The following is an 18,769-nucleotide window of genomic DNA, read 5'->3' on the forward strand; positions in this document are numbered from 1 at the left end:
GCTACCAGCATACGTTTTGGAGCCAGCATCATGTCGATGACGCGTGAACAAGCGGTTGAAGCCTTGCGCCGTCGTGGCAAACGTGACGCAACGCTGGATGCCCGGGATTATCTGGACCTGGAGGCTGATCGCCTGGATTGTTTCACGGGCGATGCTGCCGGGCTGCATTTCGACTTCTCGAAACACCCCATTGGACACGAAACGCTTGGCGGGCTGACCGACCTTGCGGAGAGCTGCGGAATGTCGGCTTCGATTGCCGCCATGATGGCCGGCGACAAGGTCAACATCACCGAAGATCGTGCCGCACAGCATGCGGCCCTGCGCGGTGGTGGGACGGATTTGCAGAAGCGTGAACAAGCCCGTCTGGAGCGCGAGCGGGCCTACGCCTTCGCCGAAAGGGTAAGAGCTGGTGAAATCACGTCGTCGGCCGGTGCCCGCTTCCGTCATGTTCTGCACATCGGCATCGGTGGATCGGATCTTGGTCCGCGCCTTGTTCACCAGGCCCTGGCGCGAGGAAATGACCCCCTTGATGTCCGCTTCCTGTCGAGCGTCGATCCCGAAGCCTTCGAAGCTGCGACCCGCGATATCGATCCTGCGACAACCCTAGTCTTCGTAGTATCGAAATCCTTCGCCACACCTGAGACGACGCACAATTTTGCGGCCGCACGAGACTGGCTCGAGGCGGGAGTGGGCGGTGATGCCAGCACCAATCTGGTGGCAGCGACCGCCAATAGGGCCGCGGCGATTCGGGCCGGGATTGCCGAAGACCGCCTTTTCGAGATGTGGGACTGGGTGGGAGGCCGGTATTCTTTGTGGTCGGCGGTCTCCCTGTCGGTCATGATGGCAATCGGGACAGACCGGTTCGATGCTCTGCTGGCGGGTGCGCGGGAAATGGACGAGCATTTCCAGACAGCAGATCTACGCCGGAACATGCCGGTCATGTCGGCGCTCGTGGTCTTCTGGTATTCGATGATCCGTGACTCAAAAAGCTGGGCGGTCGTGCCTTATGCGATGCGCCTGCGCCTGTTCGTGGGATGGCTGCAACAATTATCCATGGAATCGCTCGGCAAGAGCGTGGCGCTTGATGGCCGGAAACTGACCGCTCCGTCAGGCCCTGCCGTCTGGGGCGGCGAAGGCCCTGACGGTCAGCATGCCTTTTTCCAGCTCCTGCATCAGGGAAATGGCGGTGTGCCGGTCGATATCATTGCTTTTGCCCAAAGTACTGACGGTGCGCCGCAGAATGCATTGCTGGCAAATGCCGTGGCACAGGCAGAAGCGCTCTTGTGTGGCCGGGATTCTGAATCGGTCCGTCGCGAGCTCGCGACAAAAGGTTTGTCGACGGCAATCGCTGATCGTTTAATTCCCCACAAGGTCATGCCCGGTGGCCGCGGTTCAACATTCATTCTCGGCAGGCGGCTTGATGCAACAACGCTTGGAGCGCTACTGGCATTCTATGAGCACCAGACCTACGCACTCAGCGTGCTTATGGGGCTGAATGCCTTTGATCAGTTCGGCGTGGAGCTGGGTAAAAAGCTAGCGGCTGCAATAGAAACCGAGATCGCAGGTGGCGAGCAAGGCGAGCACGATGCATCGACGAATGTGTTGCTGAAACAGATATCGCGGGTGCAGCAAGATAAGGGGGATTGAGGCGCTTGACGTCCCCTCTTTGTGACGCCAAAGTAATGGACAGGACGGGACCTGACCGTTTTGTCCTTCGGCGTTTCGGGGAGGAGACGCCTCAATCGACCAAATAATTACGGGCCGGCTCATCGCCGGCCCGCTTTTTTTGGGGCATCGCCAGAACTGTCAGAAATAACCGTTTGGCGCGTCCCGCTCGCTACGCGAAGTCGACGTTTCGGTCTCACTGCCAGCTGGCAAACTTGCACAGGCAACGGCTGTGGCAGCGAAAAGTGTTGCGGCCAACATGGCCAGTAGCTTTTTGAAGCGCATTTCAGGACTCCCTCGGTTAGTGCGCACAGCGCCTCCAAGCGAGACCCCTCCGTATCAGTTCGGCCCGGCCTCTTCCCCGAGGTCGGACCGATCCATGATTCCTATTCCTCGTCCCCGGTGGTTTCGATGATGATCCGACGGGACCTGTTTCCGCCTTCGAGTTGATCTGTGTCGAGCCGCTCCAGCCATCGCAGTCGCGCCTCGCCATCGACTTCCGTGCCGTCGACCCAGACCCTTTCTTCTCCGTCGATGCTCTCGAAGCGGATGCGCGTTGCGTTACCATCGCGAAGCGCCTCGATGAGCCGCTCGCGATCTTGCGCATTTCGAGCGGTGTGCAGAATCACCTGCCGCGTTTCGCGCTCGGCTTCGCGCATGTCTTCCCGGGCAGTCGCGAGTTCGATGCGCATGACGCGCAGGGCTTCCTGGCGTTCGGCCTGGCTTTCCGCCTGCTCGCGGCGGATATCCTGCATGGATTCGCGGATGTCCTCGCGAGTTTCCTCAAATTCCTCGTGAATCTCTGCGCGTTCTTCGTCCGTCAGTTCGCGGCGCTCGCCATTGACGATCACGACGCGGCGGTTCTCGATTTCACCCAGTTCGCGCTCAAGTTCCGCCATGGCCTCCTCGAAGCCTTCCATGTGCAAGTCATCTACGATGACATGCATGTCTTCGAGTTGGCCGAGTTCTGACGCCAGATCGGATTCGATTTCGGCAAGCCGCATCGCGTGATGGGCGTCAGAAAATACCATGTCGTGGTCAACAATCCAGGTCATCAATTCGGCACTGCCTCCTGAGATTGCGACCCGGCCATCGGCGAGCACACGGATATTTGGTCCGGAAATGATGATCTCGTCACCGTCGGCCTCGACCTCGACATCGCGCAATATGACGGCATTGCTGTCGCCAGGACGGCTTTGAACAAAAACGTTGTTATAGCGATCCTGATCGAGGTTCGCGCTGTCCTGTTGCGCCATCGCGGCTGTAGAGCAACCAGCGGCGGTAATCGCCAGCGAGGCAGTGGTGATAGCGAGCCATTTCTTCATGTGTCCCTCCTGTTCGGTGAAGGCACACTTCCATCAGGGGAATTACCGAAGCCGTGCGGTTCGCTGAATTTTTCGTCACGTGAGTGAAATCAGATGCGGCGACGCATGGGGATTTGGGGAAGCATGCGTCGCCGCGAGAAGGGGCCTTTCGTGAAGGCTCCGCAAGGTTGTATCGATAGAGATTACCGCTGGTTGGCGGGCAGGTGACGATTTCGACACGGGCTGTCCACAAAGCGGCGCATACCTTGCACCGGGGAGCGGCAGGCCAATAATGGCCTGACAAACAGGCGGAGAGATTCATGCACAGACGGCGTTTCCTGAAGAGTGCGGCTGCTGCCAGCCTGTTGCCGGTCATGCCCGCTGCGATGGCCAAAAGTGCGCAGCCGCTGCGGGCGAAGGCCGCTCGAATGCTGATGCTCGGCTTTATAGGCGACAACCCGGATACCGATGGCGCACGACAGATTGCCGACCATTTGGCGAACGACCGGATCGGCGGTGTGCTTTTCCTGCGCCATAATGTTCGCTCGCGTTCGGGCGTCGAAGGATTGACCGCACAGTTTCGCGAACAGGCGCCGGATGCCTGGATGGCGGTCGACCAGGAAGGCGGCGCGGTTCAGCGCCTGTCCGGAGATCTAGGATACTCGGCCATTCCCCGCGCACATATCGTCTCGCAGGAGAAGACCGTGGCGGAGGCGCGCGATCTCTATGCCGCAGCTGCCAGCGAATTCAGAGCAGCGGGATTCAATTTGAACCTGGCCCCAGTTGCCGATGTCCAGGACGAAGAAAACGGCGTTATCGGGCGGTGGGGGCGTGGCTATGGCTCTGATGGCGCGCGCATCGCCGCGTATGCTGCGGCATTCATCGAAGCATTCGAGAATGTCGGCGCTGCCTGTGCAATCAAACACTTCCCCGGCCATGGGCGGTCTTCGGGCGACAGTCATCACGGATTTGTCGATATTACCGAGACGTGGAGCTATTCGGAGCTGGACCCGTTCCGCCGTCTGATCGAGGCAGATCGCGCTCATCTGATCATGGGTGGCCATTTGACCCACACGGATCTCGATCCCGCCGGCGATCCGGTGACCTTCTCACGGCCGATTCTCGAAGAGCTTTTGCGTCAGCGTCTCAGCTATGGCGGCGCCCTCATCACGGACGATCTCGACATGGGCGCGATCCGGGAGAATTACGATCAGCGCGAGGCGGTCATCCGATCAATCCGGGCGGGGAACGACATCATCATGATGTCAAACTCTGCGGCGCCGGATCCGGAATTGCCGCAGCGTTTTGCGGGCTGGGTCGAGGAGGCCGTGGCTAGCAGCGAATTGACCGAAGCGCGGATCGATGCCTCCATGGCACGGCTCGACGCGTTGGCGGAACGCGCCGGCTAACGCGCCTCTGTCCGGGCAGAAAAATCCGGCGTCCGAACACGAAACCGCTTGTCCACGATCATGCTATGCTGCTCGCTCAACAGCGGCTGCGGGAGGTTTGCGCCATGACGATCCGGCCACCGAAGAAGACCGAAACCCTTGAAGTGCGGGTGCCCGAGACGCTGAAATCGGAATTTCTCGATGCCTGCCGACGCAAGGGATTGTCGGCCAGCGAGGCGGTTCGCGATTTCATGACGGCGCAGACCGGCCGGAGCCAGTCCTTTTCCCTGGTTTCGAAAGGCATGGCGATCATGACGAACCCGACTTTTTCCATTCCTGCGCTGTTGAGCATTCCAGTTTTCGCGGCGGCTTTTCTGAGCTGGACCCCGGCGGTTGGCGCCGATGATGTTGAGCTGATGTTCGAGGTGAGTATCCAGAACGCCTCAAGCGAGCAGGCCGTGAACGGTATCCTCAATCTCGATTATGACGCGCCGGCGATCTACCGGTTGTCTCCGGCCGCAGACGAGGCCGGCGCCTATTATTACGATGTCAGCGTCTCGGCGCATCCGTGTACCGACGACGGCGAAATTCGCTGTGCCAGCGAAAACGTCATGATCCATGTCGAGATTGTCCGGCATGATGACAGCGGGCCGCAGGTCATCGCTTCGCCGCGATTGCTGGCACGGTATGAAGGCCGAGCAGCCATGCGGGTCGAGCCGGTCGACGGATTCCGCATCTCGATCGAGGTGTTCGCGAGTTATCCCGAGGGCCGCGAAAGCTGAGCGGCGCTGACGCCGGCCGAACATGAAAAAGGGACGGTTCCGAAGAACCGCCCCCTGTTCCGGTGTCACAGGCGAGGCGTCACTCGTCCTGCGTGTTTCCGCGAAGGAATTCATCGAGGAAGGTGACGAAGGCGTTCGACGCCGTGATGCGGTTTTCCTTGCGCTGGAAACCATGGCCTTCGTCAGGGAAGAGCACATATTCCACATGTACCCCATTGGCGCGGATGGCCTCGACCAGATCATCGCTTTCCACCTGCAAAACGCGCGGATCATTGGCGCCCTGAACCACCAGCATGGGCCGGATGATGTTCCCGGCATGGAATAGCGGAGAAATGGCCCGGTGCCGCTCGCCGTCCGTCGCCGGGTCACCCATTTCATCGTAGAGCGCGTCGCGGAATGCACCCCACCAGGGCGGAATGGACTCCAATGTGCGGACCCAGTTGGTGACCCCAAATATATTGATGCCGACTTCGAAAGCTTCCGGATGGAAGGCGAGTGCGGCCGCCGTGAGATAGCCCCCATAGGATCCGCCGATCACGCCGACCTGGTCCTCATTCACCCAGTCGAGCGATCGCAACCAGTCTCCGGCGGCGACGACATCGCCCAGATCTTCCTGGCCATGGCGGCGGTCATCCATGTGAAAGAAGGTTTTGCCGTAGCCCGAGGATCCACGGTTATTGACCGCATAGACCGCATAGCCGTGATTGACGAGGTGCTGGATGGTGGCGGAATAGCCGATGCGGCTTTGTCCGCCAGGACCGCCATGAACCCAAACGAGCGCGGGTACAGGGTTGTCGGCGCTGGCTTGCACGGGCCGGTAAATGATGCCGGGGATTTCGAGCCCGTCGAAACTGTTGAAGCGTTCAACCGTCGCCGTCACGAGGTGGGATTCATCGATTGCCGGATTGAGCGTATCGGTCAGCTGCCGATGTTCCTGCGTTTCCAGGTCGACCCAGTGAACATTGCTCGGAGAGGTCGAGGAGTTGATGATGAAGGCGATCTCGCTTTCATCACGCGAAAACCGGACCGATCCGATATCGCCTGCGGGCAGGTCGGGAAGCGCCAATGGCTCACCCGATGACGTGTCCGTTATCGAAACCGCCGTCCGGCCGTCCTCATTGATCCCCACCACCCGATAACGGCCGGAGGGAGAATGAGAGACATACATGACGTCCCAATCGGCCTCGACAAGCGGCGCGTGGGTGCCATCGGCCATGGAATAGGTCCAGGCTTGGTTGAACTCGCCAAACTCGTTTGTCGCGTAGACGAGCGCCGTATTGTCCGGGGTGAAGCCATAAACGCCGTAAGCGATATTGCCTTCATGCGGGGTTATGAGCAGGGGTTCAGAGTCGGGTGATTGGAGGTCGACCAGGAAGATATTGGCATCCGCCGAGCTGACATTCTGCACCATGGCGACATAACGGCCATCAGAGCTCATATCGCCAATCTGCAGGCCTTGCGTGTTCTCGAACGCCACCACGGCTTCGAAAGAGGCCGTGTCGTAAGCATGGACATCGAAAGCGGCGGCATCGCGTTCATTGGTCGCGACCCACATCTGGCTGCCATCATCAGACCAGCCCATGAACTGGGCTTTCAGATTATCGCCCGGCGTGATGTCGTAGAGTTGGCCGCTTTCATCGCGCACATAGATGTGGTCGAGCTCGTTCCCGCCTTGATCCGCGCTCACCAGAATTCGGTCACTGTCAGGCAGCCAGGTAAGCGCATAATACGCATCGGTGTCCGACGTCGTCAGCGCAGTGGTCTCGCCGGTTTCTATGTCGATGGAATAGGCGTTGAAGACGCCGGATTCATCGGAGCTCACGAGTATCCGCGTGCCATCCTGCGAAAACGCGAAGGCGGATCCGCCGCCGGCAATGCCGACGCTGGTCGTAGCGTGAAACACTTCGGCGTCATAGGTCGCAAACGGGTTCGCCGTCGTCCCGGCCGACTCTGCTCCAGGCGCTGCAGACGCGTCCGTGGTTCCTGCAGCGGCATCTGATGTCGTCTCCGACGGGCTGCAGGCGGCCACGAGGCCGACGGCAACGGACAAAGCGATCAGTTTTCTCATATCCTGTCTCCCCACAAGTTGGCGCAATCCTAGCGATGCGTGCCGGAAGGCCAATAGCGGCAAAAGAAAAAGGGGCGGCTCCGAAGAACCGCCCCTTCCTGTGCATGCCGGTTGGCGAGACTCCTAGAAGCCCATGCCACCCATGCCGCCCATATCACCCATGTCGGGTGCAGCCGGAGCGGAGTCTTTCTTCGGCTTTTCAGCCACGGCAGCTTCCGTGGTGATCATCAGGCCGGCGATCGACGCCGCATCCTGAAGCGCGTGCCGGACGACCTTGGCCGGGTCGATCACACCGAAGGTGAGCATGTCGCCATACTCTTCGGTCTGAGCGTTGTAGCCAAACGTTGCGCTTTCGTTTTCCAGCACCTTGCCGACCACGATCGAACCTTCGACGCCAGCGTTCGAAGCGATCTGGCGGATCGGAGACTGGATCGCACGGGCGATGATGCCGATGCCCTGTGTCTGGTCAGGATTTTCGCCCTTGAGACCTTCGAGACCCTTGGTCGCCTTCAGCAGGGCCACGCCGCCGCCTGCAACGATACCTTCCTCGACCGCAGCGCGGGTCGCATTGAGCGCGTCATCGACGCGGTCCTTGCGTTCCTTCACTTCGACCTCGGTGGCACCGCCAACCTTGATCACAGCAACGCCGCCGGCGAGCTTGGCGAGGCGTTCTTGCAGCTTTTCCTTGTCGTATTCCGACGAGGTGTCCTCGATCTGCTTGCGGATCTGACCAACGCGCGCTTCGATGTCGGCCTTCGAGCCAGCGCCGTCGACGATCGTCGTGTCATCCTTGGTGATGGTGACGCGCTTCGCCGTACCCAGCATGTCGAGCGTGACGTTCTCGAGCTTGATGCCGATGTCTTCGGAAATGACCGTGCCGCCCGTCAGGATGGCAATGTCTTCCAGCATCGCTTTGCGACGATCGCCGAAGCCCGGGGCCTTGACGGCCGCAATCTTCAGGCCGCCGCGCAGCTTGTTGACCACCAGCGTGGCCAGCGCTTCGCCTTCAATGTCTTCAGCGATGATGAGCAGCGGCTTGCCGGACTGCACGACAGCTTCGAGCACTGGCAGCATCGCCTGCAGCGAGGACAGCTTCTTGTCGAACAGGAGGACGAACGGATCTTCCAGCTCGGCCTGCATCTTCTCGGCGTCGGTGATGAAATAGGGCGAGAGATAGCCGCGATCGAACTGCATGCCTTCCACGACGTCCAGCTCGGTTTCGAGGGATTTGGCTTCCTCGACCGTGATCACGCCTTCATTGCCGACTTTTTCCATGGCCTTGGCGATCATGTCGCCGATATCTTTCTCGCCATTGGCAGAAATTGTGCCGACCTGGGCAATTTCCTCGGACCCCTTGATCGGAGTCGCGGCTTCGCGGATCTGCTCGACGACCTTGGCGACAGCCTTGTCGATGCCGCGCTTGAGATCCATCGGATTCATGCCGGCGGCAACCGACTTCATGCCTTCGCGAACGATGGCCTGGGCCAGGACGGTTGCGGTGGTGGTACCGTCACCGGCGGCATCATTGGTCTTGGACGCGACTTCGCGGACCATTTGCGCGCCCATGTTCTCGAACTTGTCAGTCAGTTCGATTTCCTTGGCGACAGACACACCGTCCTTCGTGGTGCGCGGGGCGCCGAAGGATTTCTCGATCACGACATTGCGGCCTTTCGGGCCGAGCGTGACTTTCACGGCATTGGCGAGGGTATCCACGCCCCTGAGCATGCGCTCGCGGGCATCTGTGGAGAATTTGACTTCTTTGGCAGCCATTTTGCTCTTCCGTTTCTTTCGTGTTTGGGATGCGACAGTCGGAGCGGGGCCTAGCCCATCACGCCCAGAATGTCGGACTCTTTCATGATGATCAGCTCGTCACCTTCGAGCGTCACTTCCGTGCCGGACCATTTGCCGAACAGGATGCGGTCGCCGACCTTGACGTCCAACGGACGCACGGAGCCGTCATCCTTGATGGCGCCGCCACCAATGGCGACAACTTCGCCTTCCTGCGGCTTTTCTTTGGCGGTGTCCGGAATGATGATCCCGCCCTTGGTTTTCGCTTCTTCTTCCACGCGCTTTACAAGCACACGATCGTGCAGCGGACGAAATGACATGTTCATACCCCTGTTTGAATTCGACAGCCGTTAGCACTCTCATGCGTCGGCTGCTAACGACGGCGCAAATAGGCATGCCAGGGTGTTCCGTCAAGGGCCCTGACCGCAGAATTCGGTGGCGCGTGCGCTTCGCGTTCATGTGCGGTTCACGCAATCCCCGCCCAACTATCGTTCGTCAAAGTGGAACCTTGCGGGTAGATTTGCGTTTGCTATGGCTGGCACTCCCGTCACCAGCCCCACCAAATGGAGTTTTCAAATGAAAGTGCGTGCTCTTCTTGTTTCAACGCTGGCCCTATCGTTTACGGCCGCATGCACCACGACCGACCCCTATACTGGTGAGACCCGCCCCAACAATACCGCCCGTGGCGCGCTCATCGGTGCAGCTGCTGGTGCCGCCCTCGGCTACCTCACCAATACCAATGATTCCGAAGAAGGCCGGACCAATGCGCTCATTGGCGCTGGAATCGGCGCGCTGGCAGGTGCCGGTGTCGGCAATTACATGGACCGTCAGGAACAGGCGATGCGCGAACGACTTCGCGATTCAGGCGTCGGCGTCCGCCGTGAAGGCAACGATCTTCGCCTGATCATGCCGGGCGATGTGACGTTTGCGACCAATTCGTCCGACATCGAACCGCAATTCTATCATGTGCTGAACGATCTGGCCGATGTGCTGAAACAGTATCCGGCGACATATGTCGACGTCATCGGCCACGCCGATTCGACCGGTGCGGCGGATTACAACCAGCGCCTCTCGGAACGCCGCGCCCAGTCGGTGGCAGGCTATCTGATCGCACAAAGCGTCTTGCGTGACCGCTTTTATGTAGCCGGTCTCGGTGAAACGTCGCCGATCGCCACGAATGACACACCTGCGGGCCGTGCCCAGAACCGGCGCGTGGAGATTCGCATCCGCCCGCACGTTGCGAGTTGATAGCCTCTCCATTTCATCTGGAAAGCCCGGCCGCCGGCCGGGCTTTCTGCTATCTGTTACCGGTTCCCGCGCAAATTCGTTAACGATCTGACAATGCGAAGCGATCCAACGTAATCTCGGGTCAATCATATTGATTCGCCCGTGATTGCTTTGGAGCGTTCATGCCTCGCGCCAGCGACCTGCTGATTGTCCTGACCTACGCCATGATCGCGATCGTGGCGGCGCTGGCATTTGAGCGTTTTGGCCTGATGTCGACGAGTTTTGCCTGGATGATGGGCGCCGTCGTCTTCCTGATCGCCAGCCAGGCTCACTCGGCCGCTGCTCGCTCGATCGAGCGCGTTGAAATCATGAAGGACATCGAAACGCTGCAAGCTGCCAATCTCGACCTCACGGAAGAAGTGGCGCAGGCGCAATCGCGTCTCGATACGATCGCTGAGTCCATCCGTGCTGAAGCAGCAGTGCGCGAGGAAATGCTGACCAATGAAGTCCGCGTGCTAGAAGACCTTGTGCGCAAAATGGGCGGCGCAACTGCTCAGATTCCACGCACCGGTGCGGTCGAATCCGTTGATGGCGTGGACATTCACTCAGTCAAAGACGCTTTGGCCGCCAACCGCGTTGATCTTTACCTCCAGCCCATCGTTTCGCTGCCGCAGCGCAAGACATATTTCTACGAGAGTTTCACGCGATTGCGCGACCGGAATGGCAACATCATTACGCCAGCCGTCTTCATACGGGCAGCGGAAGAGGCCGGAATTGTCGCCGAAGTCGACAATCTGTTGCTGTTCCGTTGTGTCCAGATTGTGCGGAGACTGACGCAGTCTGACCGCCGCATAGGAATTTTCTGCAATATTTCACTCCGCTCGATCGCAGACGAGGATTTCTTCCCGAACTTCCTCGACTACATGCGCCGGAATTCGGATCTTGCAAGCTCCCTGATATTCGAGGTTTCGCAGTCGGCCTTCGAAGCGCGATCCACCGCCGCAGCCCGGAATATGGGCCGGCTTGCCGATTACGGCTTCCGGTTCTCGATCGATCAGATGACCGAACTCGACTGCGATTTCGCCGAAATGCAACGAGCCGGAGTGCGGTTCGCAAAAGTCACCGGCGAACGCTTGGTGACGGCCATCCGCGAGAATGAGCCGATCGCCGGTCTCGAAGCCGGATCGCTGATCGCCGAGGATATTCCCAGCCTGTTTGCCAAATATGGCCTCGACCTGATTGCCGATCGAATCGAGCAGGAAGAAACTGTCGTTGAATTGCTCGATATCGATGTTGGTTTTGCGCAAGGGCATCTTTTCGGCGAGCCGCGCCCGGTACGCGACGATATCCTCGACGAGACGATTGCCGAGCCGATTCGGCGGAGTGCCTAATTCAAGCCTTGCACATTGGCGCGCCTCGTCTAGTTAGGCCGCCATGAAGACCGCACCACGACTGTCCGACATTCTCGAGCAATACTCCGCCCTCTTTTGCGATGTGTGGGGTGTAATCCGTGACGGTCATGCGCTTCTTCCCGATGCGATCAGCGCGCTTCAGCAAGCCCGTATGGCGGGCCGCGGTGTCGTGCTGGTCTCGAATTCACCGCGCCCATCGGCCGACCTTGCGCAGCAACTCGCCTATATGGGTGCACCGGATGACGCCTGGGACGCCATCGTCACTTCCGGCGATGCGACGCGTTTCGCCTTGGCAGAACGCGCGCCTGGACCTTTCCTGAAGATCGGACCTGCAGGACGGGACGACCAGCTTTATGACGGCCTTGGTCTGGAGTTCGTCAGCGCCGAAGCGGCGCATGCAATCGTCTGTACCGGGCCCAGCGGTGAATTCGGATGGGAGCCGGAAGACTATCGCGGAATGTTCGAACGAATGGTGGCGCGAGATCTGGAACTTGTCTGCGCCAATCCGGATATTGTCGTGCAGGTCGGCGACGAGCTCGTCTGGTGCGCCGGAGCCCTGGCGCGCCTGTATCGCGAGCTTGGCGGTACAAGCATTATTTCCGGCAAGCCGCACAAACCGATTTACGAGTTGGGGTACGCCGCGCTTGCACGGTCGGGCTGGTCGGAACCACGTGACAGCGTGTTGGCCATCGGCGACGGACCTGAGACCGATATCGCTGGTGCGCGGCGCATGGGCATCGATTCGCTATTCATAGGCGACGGTATTCTTGGCAGCGAGATTTCAGGTGCCGGCATAGGCGCAGCAGAGGATGCGCTGGCCGCATATGGTGTTGCAGCTGATTGGTATGCGCCGCATCTGATCTGGTAAGCCATCTGGACAGTCTTTCGGCGTTCGCGTCTAACAGCGGGAAAGCAAGGGAGTGCCTGAATGTCGGTGAAGCCGCCCATTCCGTTGGAAGATCTCTATGTCGGACAGTCTGCCGAGCTGGAACGCACGGTGGATGACGGGATCGTCCGGGCGTTCGCGGACGTTTCGGGCGATCACAACCCACTGCATCTCGATGAAGCTTTTGCCCGCCGAACACCTTATCGCGGTCGCATAGCGCATGGCGCGCTGATCGCTTCCTATCTCTCTGCCCTGCTGGGCAATGAATTGCCCGGGCCCGGTTCGATATTTGTCAGCATGGATCTCGCCTTCCAGAGACCGGTGCGAATCGGCGATACAGTTGTTTCTCGCGCAGAAATAACGGCGATCGATCTCAAGACACGCATGGTCGAATTGTCTTGTTCCTGTTGTGTCGGCGATGTCGAGGTTATGGCCGCGCGAGCAAGCGTCATGGTGCGCACGCGCAAACCCAAATCGGCCGACTGATTGCTCCATGCAGGTCGTTTACGGATCTCCTCAAACGGTGTTTCCGCCAAGCGTTCTTGCGCTGGGCAATTTTGATGGTGTCCATCGTGGGCATCAGGTGGTCCTGAGGGCGGCGCTCGACAAGGCTGCAGACCTGAAACAGACCGCAAGCGTTGCGATTTTCGACCCGCATCCACGCCGTTTCTTCCGGCCTGACGCCGCGCCCTTCCGCATAATGGACAACAGCCAGCAGATCGATGTGCTGCGCGAATTCGGTTTTGGCCGCGTCCACATCATCCCGTTTGACGCTTCCATCGCCAACATGATGCCGCGTGAGTTCGCCGAAACGGTGTTGTGCGGCTGGGCCAATGTGCAGCAAATTTTTGTCGGTGCCGATTTTGAGTTTGGAAAGGGCCGTTCCGGCGATGTCGCAATTCTGACTGGAATTGGCGAACAGCTTGGCTTTTCGGTCTCGGGCCTTGCGCTCGAATCGGCGGGGACCGAAAAAATCTCCTCGAGCCGCATTCGCGCGTGCGTGGCTGCCGGCGATGTCGCCGGTGCGGCAGACCTGCTCGGCCGCCGGTGGGCGGTGCGCGGCGAAATCGAAACCGGCGATCAGCGCGGAAGGACTATCGGGTTTCCGACCGCAAACATTCCATTATGCGAATACTGTCGGCCGAAATTCGGGGTCTATGCTGTACGTGTGGATTTGAACGGGACCTTCCACCACGGTGTCGCCAATGTGGGCCTGCGACCCACGGTAGGTGGTGATACAGAGCGGCTCGAAGTCCACCTTTTCGATTTTTCTAGGGACATCTATGGCGAAACGGTCGATGTCGAGTTCGTCGATTTCCTGCGACCTGAACAAAAGTTCAATGGACTCGGCGAGTTGAAGGCGCAGATTGCGGCCGATGCAGCGGCAGCCCGCAAGGTTCTCGCTGGACCCGGCTAATGCGCTTTGTTAGAGGCGACCGGTCGCGACAAGAAACAACAGGTGACGGATGTTCCAGCGTCGGCGTACCCGCCTCATTCCCATGGCCGGAATCGGAATTGCCATTCTGATCGTGGCGCTCGATCAGGCGAGCAAAACTTGGGTGCTGTACGGTCTCGACCTGATCAATCAGCCCGCCGGCCAACGCGAGGAAATATTCTCGTTTTTCCACCTGACCATGGTCTGGAACCGCGGCATCAGCTTCGGTTTCCTGCAGGCACAGGCGGTCTGGCACAGCTGGCTGCTGATCGCGTTTTCGCTCGGCGTGACCGGATTGTTGGGGGTTTGGATGTTGCGCGCCGCCCGTTGGCTACAAGCCACCGCGTATGCGCTGATCATGGGCGGGGCAGTCGGTAATGCGATTGACCGGGCAGTCTACGGTGCAGTAGCTGATTTCCTCGATTTCTCCAGCTTGCCGCTGCCATTCGGCTTCAGTTTCGGCTGGGTTTTCAACGTCGCCGATATCTGCATCAATATCGGCGTTGCCATCCTGGTCATCGACCTGCTCCTCAACGAGCGGGATTAAAGGTGAGCGCAAGACTGGCGATTGCCAAGCAGTTCCGCTAGTAAACGGTTCTGGAATTTCAGGAGTCACATATGCGTCAGCGTCTTCTCACGCTTGCTATTCTGACGGTCGCAGTCGCGGTTGCCGGCTGCACGTCGCGCCGCAGCGCCGAGCCGGATGAATTCCGTGTTGTCACAATCGCGCCGCTGACGGTTCCGCCGGAATACAATTTGCGTCCGCCGCGTCCCGGCGAGCCGCGCCCGGAAGAGATATTTCCTGACCAGGCCGCACGAGCGGCACTGATTGGTACGCGGGGAGAGTTCGAGGGATCCGACGGTGAAGCGCTGCTGATTGCGCGCGCCGGTGGCGGCGAAGCCGACCCCTTTATCCGCGCCATCATTGACGGAGAATCCGCAAGTGTTGTGCGCAAGTCCTCGGCGTTTGCCGACCAGATCCTGTTCTGGGGCCGTAGTCGGGAAGGTATCGGCGAGGACGCCGTCACCATCGATGCCGATGAAGAGTCTGAACGCCTGCGTCAGATCGAACTGTTGACCGGTGGTGAGCCGGTCGAGATCGAACGCGACCGCAGCACGATCGGCAAATTACCCGGACTCTAGGCAGGACTTGGCTTGACCCCGCGGGGTCGACTCATGAGGCTGGCCGGATGAGTGTCATCCGCCGACTCAGTCCTGAAACCGTCAATCGCATTGCGGCCGGTGAGGTCGTTGAACGGCCTGCCAGCGCGGTCAAGGAATTGGCCGAGAACGCGCTCGATGCGCACGCGCAGCATATCGATATTTTCGCCGAAGAGGGCGGGTTGGCACGATTGACCGTGACCGACGACGGCATCGGCATGGATGCCGAGACGTTGGCCATGAGCGTCGAACGTCACGCAACGTCCAAGCTTCCCTTGAGCGATGACGGTCACGACGACCTATTGAACATCTCCACAATGGGGTTTCGCGGAGAAGCTCTGCCTTCAATCGGGTCGATTGCGCGGCTGTCGATTACGACCCAGAAACAGGGCAGCAGTGACGCATTCGTTCTGACCGTGGAGGGTGGACAGGCGTCTGATATCAAGCCGGCACCTGCCTTCGGTCTGGGCGGAACACGCATCGACGTCCGCGACCTTTTCTATGCCACGCCGGCGCGTCTCAAATTCATGAAGTCCGAGCGTGCGGAATCGAATGCGATTGCCGATACCGTTCGACGCCTTGCTTTATCGCGCCCCGATGTCGGATTCGCGCTGACGCTCGATGGGCGCAGCCGGTTGTCGCTGCGCCCGGAAACAGGGGCGGATGCCCGTCGTAAACGCTTGTCCGCGATACTGGGCCAGGATTTCGGTGAAAACGCGCTGGAGATCGACCAGGAACGCGAAGGCGTGCGCATCACCGGACTCGCGTCGCTGCCTACCTTCAATCGCGGCTCGGCACAGCATCAATACCTGTTCGTCAATGGCCGACCGGTTCGGGACAAGTTGCTGGGTGGTGCGGTGCGCGGCGCCTATCAGGATTTTCTTGCGCGTGACCGGCATCCCGTCGTCGCCCTATTTGTCGATCTGCCTTCCGGTCTGGTCGATATGAATGTGCATCCGGCCAAGGCCGAGGTGCGGTTTCGTGATCCCGGCCTGGTCCGTGGGCTAATTGTCGGATCGTTACGGCACGCGCTGGCCGGTGCCGGGCACCGCGCTTCGACCACGGTCGCCGGCTTCGCCCTGGGGCGGGCCCGACCGGAAGGAGCGTCGGCGGCACAGCCGCATTCTGCGATGGCGGCCTGGGGCCGGCCGATCCCTCCAGAAAGCGGCACGCTCGTCAGTGAGCGATCGGCGCGCGTGGAAGACAATTTTCTCCAGCCGGGCGTTCCAAATGCAGCAGAGCTGGCGGACCAGAATGCAACTACCGAAGCGCAGCCTTTGGGCGTCGCTCGAGCACAGGTCCACGAGACATATGTGATTGCACAGACCGAGGACGGTATGGTCATTGTCGACCAGCATGCTGCACATGAACGACTCGTCTATGAGCGCATGAAGGCGATGATGGCCGAGACCGGAGTGACGCGGCAATCGCTGCTGGTTCCGGAAATCGTCGGCCTGGAGGCAGCCGAGTGCGAAAGGGTGCTGGCGCGCGCCGATGAGCTGGCGGAACTCGGCCTGGTGATCGATGGATTCGGATCGAACTCGGTTGCGGTGCGCGAAGTGCCCGCCCTGCTCGGCAAGCTCGACGTACAAGGGCTGATCCGCGATCTCGCCGACGATCTGTCCGAATTCGACGCTGCGCTATCGCTCAAGGAGAAGCTGGAAGAGGTCGTGGGCACAATGGCCTGTCACGGCTCCGTCCGCTCCGGCCGCCGGCTGACTGGCGAGGAGATGAACGCCCTGTTGCGGGAAATGGAAGCAACGCCTCATTCCGGGCAGTGCAATCATGGCCGGCCGACTTATGTCGAATTGAAGCTGGTGGACATCGAGCGGCTATTCGGGCGGCGTTAGCAGCGCGTCAGAAACACGACTTTCGCAGCGCCCCAGATGCGTGCGTTCACCGGAATCCAGCCAGCAAAGTCAGGCACGTCCTCGTCGGCCGCGACCTCGAGAACAGCGAGCGCATCCTCCGTTACCCAATTTCCATCAATCAGGCCGGCAAGTGCCGATGGGGCAAGGCCTTTGCCATAGGGTGGATCAAGGAAAACAAGGTTGAAAGGCTGGCCGAGCTTGGCCGGCTTCTCGCCGAGATCGGTCGCCGAACGCCGGTGCAGGCGGGTATTTCCGAACAATTGCAGCGCCTCGATATTTTCGCGAATTGCGCCGCGCGCGCCGGCATCGATGTCGACAAACAGGCAGAAAGCCCCGCCGCGGCTCATCGCCTCGAAACCCAGCCCGCCCGATCCGGCAAACAGGTCGACAATGCGGGCACCGTCAAGGGCCGGTGCCCAGTCGGCGTGTTCGAGCACGTTGAACAGGGCCTGCCGGGCCTTGTCGGATGTCGGCCGCGTCCTGTCGCCCTTCGGCGCAGAAAGCGGGCGACCTTTGAACCGTCCGGCAACGATCCGCATCAGCGCAGTTCCGCCAGCAAATGCGCACATTGATCGCGCAGGACGCGCTCGGGCACAGCCTTGACCTCGCCTTTTTCGAGACTGCCGAGCTGGAAGGGCCCGTATGAAATCCGGATCAGCCGGTTCACGGTCAGGCCGACGGCAGCGAGCGCTTTGCGGACTTCCCGGTTCTTGCCTTCCTTGAGCGCCACATTCATCCAGATATTGCCACCCTGTTCGCGCTCGACCTCGGCTTCAATAGGGCCGTATTTTACGCCTTCCGCGACAATCCCCCTGCGCAATCTGTTGAGCTCCGCATCGCCGGCTTTGCCGAACGCACGCACGCGATAGCGCCGGACCCAGCCGGTGGAGGGTAATTCGAGCGCGCGGGACAGTTCGCCGTTATTGGTGAGCAGGAGAAGACCTTCCGAATTCAGATCGAGACGTCCGACGGAGATGACGCGGCCGAGTTCTTTCGGCAGCTTGTCGAACACGGTTTCGCGGCCTTCCGGATCCTTGTGCGTAGTCACCAGTCCGGTCGGCTTGTGATAACGCCAAAGGCGCGTCCGCTCGGGTTCGCCAACAGGCTTGCCGTCGACGGTGATATTGTCGGCTGCTGTCACGTTTAGCGCCGGGCTGGTCAGCTTGCGGCCATTGACGGTGACACGACCGGCTTCGATCAGTTTTTCTGCGCCCCGGCGACTGGCGACGCCGGCACGGGCCAGGACCTTCGCGATGCGTTCGCCGCTTTTTTCTTCTTTCGACAAGGCTTGACCCTTCAGCGCGCTGCGCCTACCGCCAGATCATGGCAGAGGACTTCGAACCCTATATGCGCGCGGCGCTGGAGGCAGCGCAAGCGGCAGCTGAAGCTGGCGAGGTGCCGGTGGGTGCGGTGATCGTCGATCCGGCGAACGGCGAGATTGTCGCGATCGCTGGAAATGCCCCGATTGCCGGGCAAGATCCGACGGCTCACGCGGAGATCTGCGCCATCCGAAAGGCGGCTGACAAGCTGGGTAATTACCGGCTGACCGGGCTCGAACTCTACGTAACGCTGGAACCGTGTGCGATGTGTGCAGGGGCGATCAGTTTTGCGCGGTTGCGGCGGTTGATTTATGGCGCGGCCGACAGCAAAGGCGGAGCAGTCGAGCACGGGCCACGCTTCTTCGAGCAGCCGACCTGTCATTGGCGGCCGGAAGTGATCTCCGGCGTTCTGGCGGACGATTGCTCGTCCCTGCTAACCTCTTTTTTCCGCGAAAGGCGGTAA

The 18,769-nt window shown here is 60.2% G+C and carries 18 protein-coding genes; 12 read left to right on the plus strand and 6 right to left on the minus strand.

The window, feature by feature from the left end; genetic code table 11:
* Positions 1–30 precede the first annotated feature (30 nt).
* The gene (gene pgi, locus ACOOFN_RS10385) at positions 31–1,647 is read left to right on the plus strand and encodes a glucose-6-phosphate isomerase (RefSeq protein WP_420431162.1); all 1,617 of its coding nucleotides are present in this window, start codon (positions 31–33) and stop codon (positions 1,645–1,647) included.
* 404 nt (positions 1,648–2,051) lie between these two features.
* Here the strand turns inward: pgi and ACOOFN_RS10390 are convergent, their stop codons facing one another.
* The gene (locus ACOOFN_RS10390) at positions 2,052–2,990 is read right to left on the minus strand and encodes a hypothetical protein (protein WP_420431164.1); all 939 of its coding nucleotides are present in this window, start codon (positions 2,988–2,990) and stop codon (positions 2,052–2,054) included.
* Positions 2,991–3,289: 299 nt separating this feature from the next.
* Here ACOOFN_RS10390 and ACOOFN_RS10395 point away from each other — a divergent pair, with 299 nt between their 5' ends.
* Together ACOOFN_RS10395 and ACOOFN_RS10400 are read left to right on the plus strand one after the other, a co-directional pair.
* Entirely contained in the window at positions 3,290–4,378 is a 1,089-nt protein-coding gene (locus ACOOFN_RS10395) for a glycoside hydrolase family 3 N-terminal domain-containing protein (protein ID WP_420431166.1), read from the plus strand.
* A 104-nt stretch (positions 4,379–4,482) separates the two neighbouring features.
* On the plus strand, positions 4,483–5,139 hold the full coding sequence (locus ACOOFN_RS10400) for a hypothetical protein (RefSeq protein ID WP_420431167.1): 657 nt from the start codon (positions 4,483–4,485) through the stop codon (positions 5,137–5,139).
* Between the two features lie 79 nt (positions 5,140–5,218).
* On the opposite strand, the gene ACOOFN_RS10405 is transcribed toward ACOOFN_RS10400, so the two are convergent.
* The 3 genes from ACOOFN_RS10405 to groES form a co-directional block, all read right to left on the minus strand.
* Positions 5,219–7,207 (minus strand): S9 family peptidase, encoded by a 1,989-nt coding sequence (locus tag ACOOFN_RS10405; protein ID WP_420431169.1) that lies wholly within the window; start codon positions 7,205–7,207, stop codon positions 5,219–5,221.
* A 123-nt stretch (positions 7,208–7,330) separates the two neighbouring features.
* The gene (gene groL / locus ACOOFN_RS10410; RefSeq protein WP_420431171.1) at positions 7,331–8,977 is read right to left on the minus strand and encodes a chaperonin GroEL; all 1,647 of its coding nucleotides are present in this window, start codon (positions 8,975–8,977) and stop codon (positions 7,331–7,333) included.
* Positions 8,978–9,027: 50 nt separating this feature from the next.
* Positions 9,028–9,315: a co-chaperone GroES gene (gene groES, locus ACOOFN_RS10415; protein WP_420431173.1), complete on the minus strand. Its 288-nt coding sequence runs from the start codon at positions 9,313–9,315 to the stop codon at positions 9,028–9,030.
* Between the two features lie 256 nt (positions 9,316–9,571).
* Here groES and ACOOFN_RS10420 point away from each other — a divergent pair, with 256 nt between their 5' ends.
* From ACOOFN_RS10420 to mutL, 8 genes are all read left to right on the plus strand, one after another.
* Positions 9,572–10,243: an OmpA family protein gene (locus tag ACOOFN_RS10420; protein ID WP_420431175.1), complete on the plus strand. Its 672-nt coding sequence runs from the start codon at positions 9,572–9,574 to the stop codon at positions 10,241–10,243.
* Between the two features lie 161 nt (positions 10,244–10,404).
* Positions 10,405–11,613 (plus strand): EAL domain-containing protein, encoded by a 1,209-nt coding sequence (locus ACOOFN_RS10425; RefSeq protein WP_420431177.1) that lies wholly within the window; start codon positions 10,405–10,407, stop codon positions 11,611–11,613.
* A gap of 43 nt (positions 11,614–11,656) precedes the next feature.
* Positions 11,657–12,502: a TIGR01459 family HAD-type hydrolase gene (locus ACOOFN_RS10430; RefSeq protein WP_420431179.1), complete on the plus strand. Its 846-nt coding sequence runs from the start codon at positions 11,657–11,659 to the stop codon at positions 12,500–12,502.
* A 60-nt stretch (positions 12,503–12,562) separates the two neighbouring features.
* Positions 12,563–13,006 (plus strand): MaoC family dehydratase, encoded by a 444-nt coding sequence (locus tag ACOOFN_RS10435; RefSeq protein WP_420431181.1) that lies wholly within the window; start codon positions 12,563–12,565, stop codon positions 13,004–13,006.
* Positions 13,007–13,013: 7 nt separating this feature from the next.
* Positions 13,014–13,937, plus strand: coding sequence for a bifunctional riboflavin kinase/FAD synthetase (locus tag ACOOFN_RS10440; protein WP_420431183.1), 924 nt, complete (start codon positions 13,014–13,016; stop codon positions 13,935–13,937).
* A gap of 82 nt (positions 13,938–14,019) precedes the next feature.
* Positions 14,020–14,502, plus strand: a complete 483-nt coding sequence (lspA, locus tag ACOOFN_RS10445; protein WP_420431185.1) for a signal peptidase II — start codon at positions 14,020–14,022, stop codon at positions 14,500–14,502.
* Between the two features lie 71 nt (positions 14,503–14,573).
* Positions 14,574–15,098, plus strand: a complete 525-nt coding sequence (locus tag ACOOFN_RS10450; RefSeq protein ID WP_420431187.1) for a DUF3035 domain-containing protein — start codon at positions 14,574–14,576, stop codon at positions 15,096–15,098.
* A 47-nt stretch (positions 15,099–15,145) separates the two neighbouring features.
* A complete protein-coding gene (gene mutL, locus ACOOFN_RS10455) occupies positions 15,146–16,966 on the plus strand; it encodes a DNA mismatch repair endonuclease MutL (protein ID WP_420431189.1) in 1,821 nt (606 codons plus the stop codon).
* On the opposite strand, the gene rsmD is transcribed toward mutL, so the two are convergent.
* Both rsmD and ACOOFN_RS10465 read right to left on the minus strand, forming a co-directional pair.
* On the minus strand, positions 16,963–17,526 hold the full coding sequence (gene rsmD / locus ACOOFN_RS10460) for a 16S rRNA (guanine(966)-N(2))-methyltransferase RsmD (RefSeq protein ID WP_420431191.1): 564 nt from the start codon (positions 17,524–17,526) through the stop codon (positions 16,963–16,965). The two genes, mutL and rsmD, sit on opposite strands and share 4 nt — an antisense overlap.
* Positions 17,526–18,272 carry a pseudouridine synthase gene (locus ACOOFN_RS10465; RefSeq protein WP_420431193.1) on the minus strand — a complete coding sequence of 249 codons (747 nt, stop codon included), beginning with the start codon at positions 18,270–18,272 and terminating at the stop codon, positions 17,526–17,528. Before ACOOFN_RS10465 ends, rsmD begins: the two co-directional genes overlap by 1 nt.
* Positions 18,273–18,310: 38 nt before the next feature.
* Between ACOOFN_RS10465 and tadA the strand changes: the two genes are divergently transcribed.
* Positions 18,311–18,769: a tRNA adenosine(34) deaminase TadA gene (gene tadA, locus ACOOFN_RS10470; RefSeq protein WP_420431195.1), complete on the plus strand. Its 459-nt coding sequence runs from the start codon at positions 18,311–18,313 to the stop codon at positions 18,767–18,769.

The organism is Hyphobacterium sp., from assembly GCF_965217055.1.
GTDB lineage: Bacteria > Pseudomonadota > Alphaproteobacteria > Caulobacterales > Maricaulaceae > Hyphobacterium.

Coding starts and splice junctions, on each gene's coding strand:
- ACOOFN_RS10405 (WP_420431169.1), bottom strand. CDS start 7,207: ATGAGAAAACTGATCGCTTTGTCCGTTGCCGTCGGCCTCGTGGCCGCC.
- groL (WP_420431171.1), bottom strand. CDS start 8,977: ATGGCTGCCAAAGAAGTCAAATTCTCCACAGATGCCCGCGAGCGCATG.
- ACOOFN_RS10425 (WP_420431177.1), top strand. CDS start 10,405: ATGCCTCGCGCCAGCGACCTGCTGATTGTCCTGACCTACGCCATGATC.
- ACOOFN_RS10440 (WP_420431183.1), top strand. CDS start 13,014: ATGCAGGTCGTTTACGGATCTCCTCAAACGGTGTTTCCGCCAAGCGTT.
- ACOOFN_RS10400 (WP_420431167.1), top strand. CDS start 4,483: ATGACGATCCGGCCACCGAAGAAGACCGAAACCCTTGAAGTGCGGGTG.
- groES (WP_420431173.1), bottom strand. CDS start 9,315: ATGTCATTTCGTCCGCTGCACGATCGTGTGCTTGTAAAGCGCGTGGAA.
- ACOOFN_RS10450 (WP_420431187.1), top strand. CDS start 14,574: ATGCGTCAGCGTCTTCTCACGCTTGCTATTCTGACGGTCGCAGTCGCG.
- ACOOFN_RS10430 (WP_420431179.1), top strand. CDS start 11,657: ATGAAGACCGCACCACGACTGTCCGACATTCTCGAGCAATACTCCGCC.
- ACOOFN_RS10395 (WP_420431166.1), top strand. CDS start 3,290: ATGCACAGACGGCGTTTCCTGAAGAGTGCGGCTGCTGCCAGCCTGTTG.
- mutL (WP_420431189.1), top strand. CDS start 15,146: ATGAGTGTCATCCGCCGACTCAGTCCTGAAACCGTCAATCGCATTGCG.
- rsmD (WP_420431191.1), bottom strand. CDS start 17,526: ATGCGGATCGTTGCCGGACGGTTCAAAGGTCGCCCGCTTTCTGCGCCG.
- ACOOFN_RS10390 (WP_420431164.1), bottom strand. CDS start 2,990: ATGAAGAAATGGCTCGCTATCACCACTGCCTCGCTGGCGATTACCGCC.
- tadA (WP_420431195.1), top strand. CDS start 18,311: ATGGCAGAGGACTTCGAACCCTATATGCGCGCGGCGCTGGAGGCAGCG.
- ACOOFN_RS10435 (WP_420431181.1), top strand. CDS start 12,563: ATGTCGGTGAAGCCGCCCATTCCGTTGGAAGATCTCTATGTCGGACAG.
- lspA (WP_420431185.1), top strand. CDS start 14,020: ATGGCCGGAATCGGAATTGCCATTCTGATCGTGGCGCTCGATCAGGCG.
- ACOOFN_RS10420 (WP_420431175.1), top strand. CDS start 9,572: ATGAAAGTGCGTGCTCTTCTTGTTTCAACGCTGGCCCTATCGTTTACG.
- pgi (WP_420431162.1), top strand. CDS start 31: ATGTCGATGACGCGTGAACAAGCGGTTGAAGCCTTGCGCCGTCGTGGC.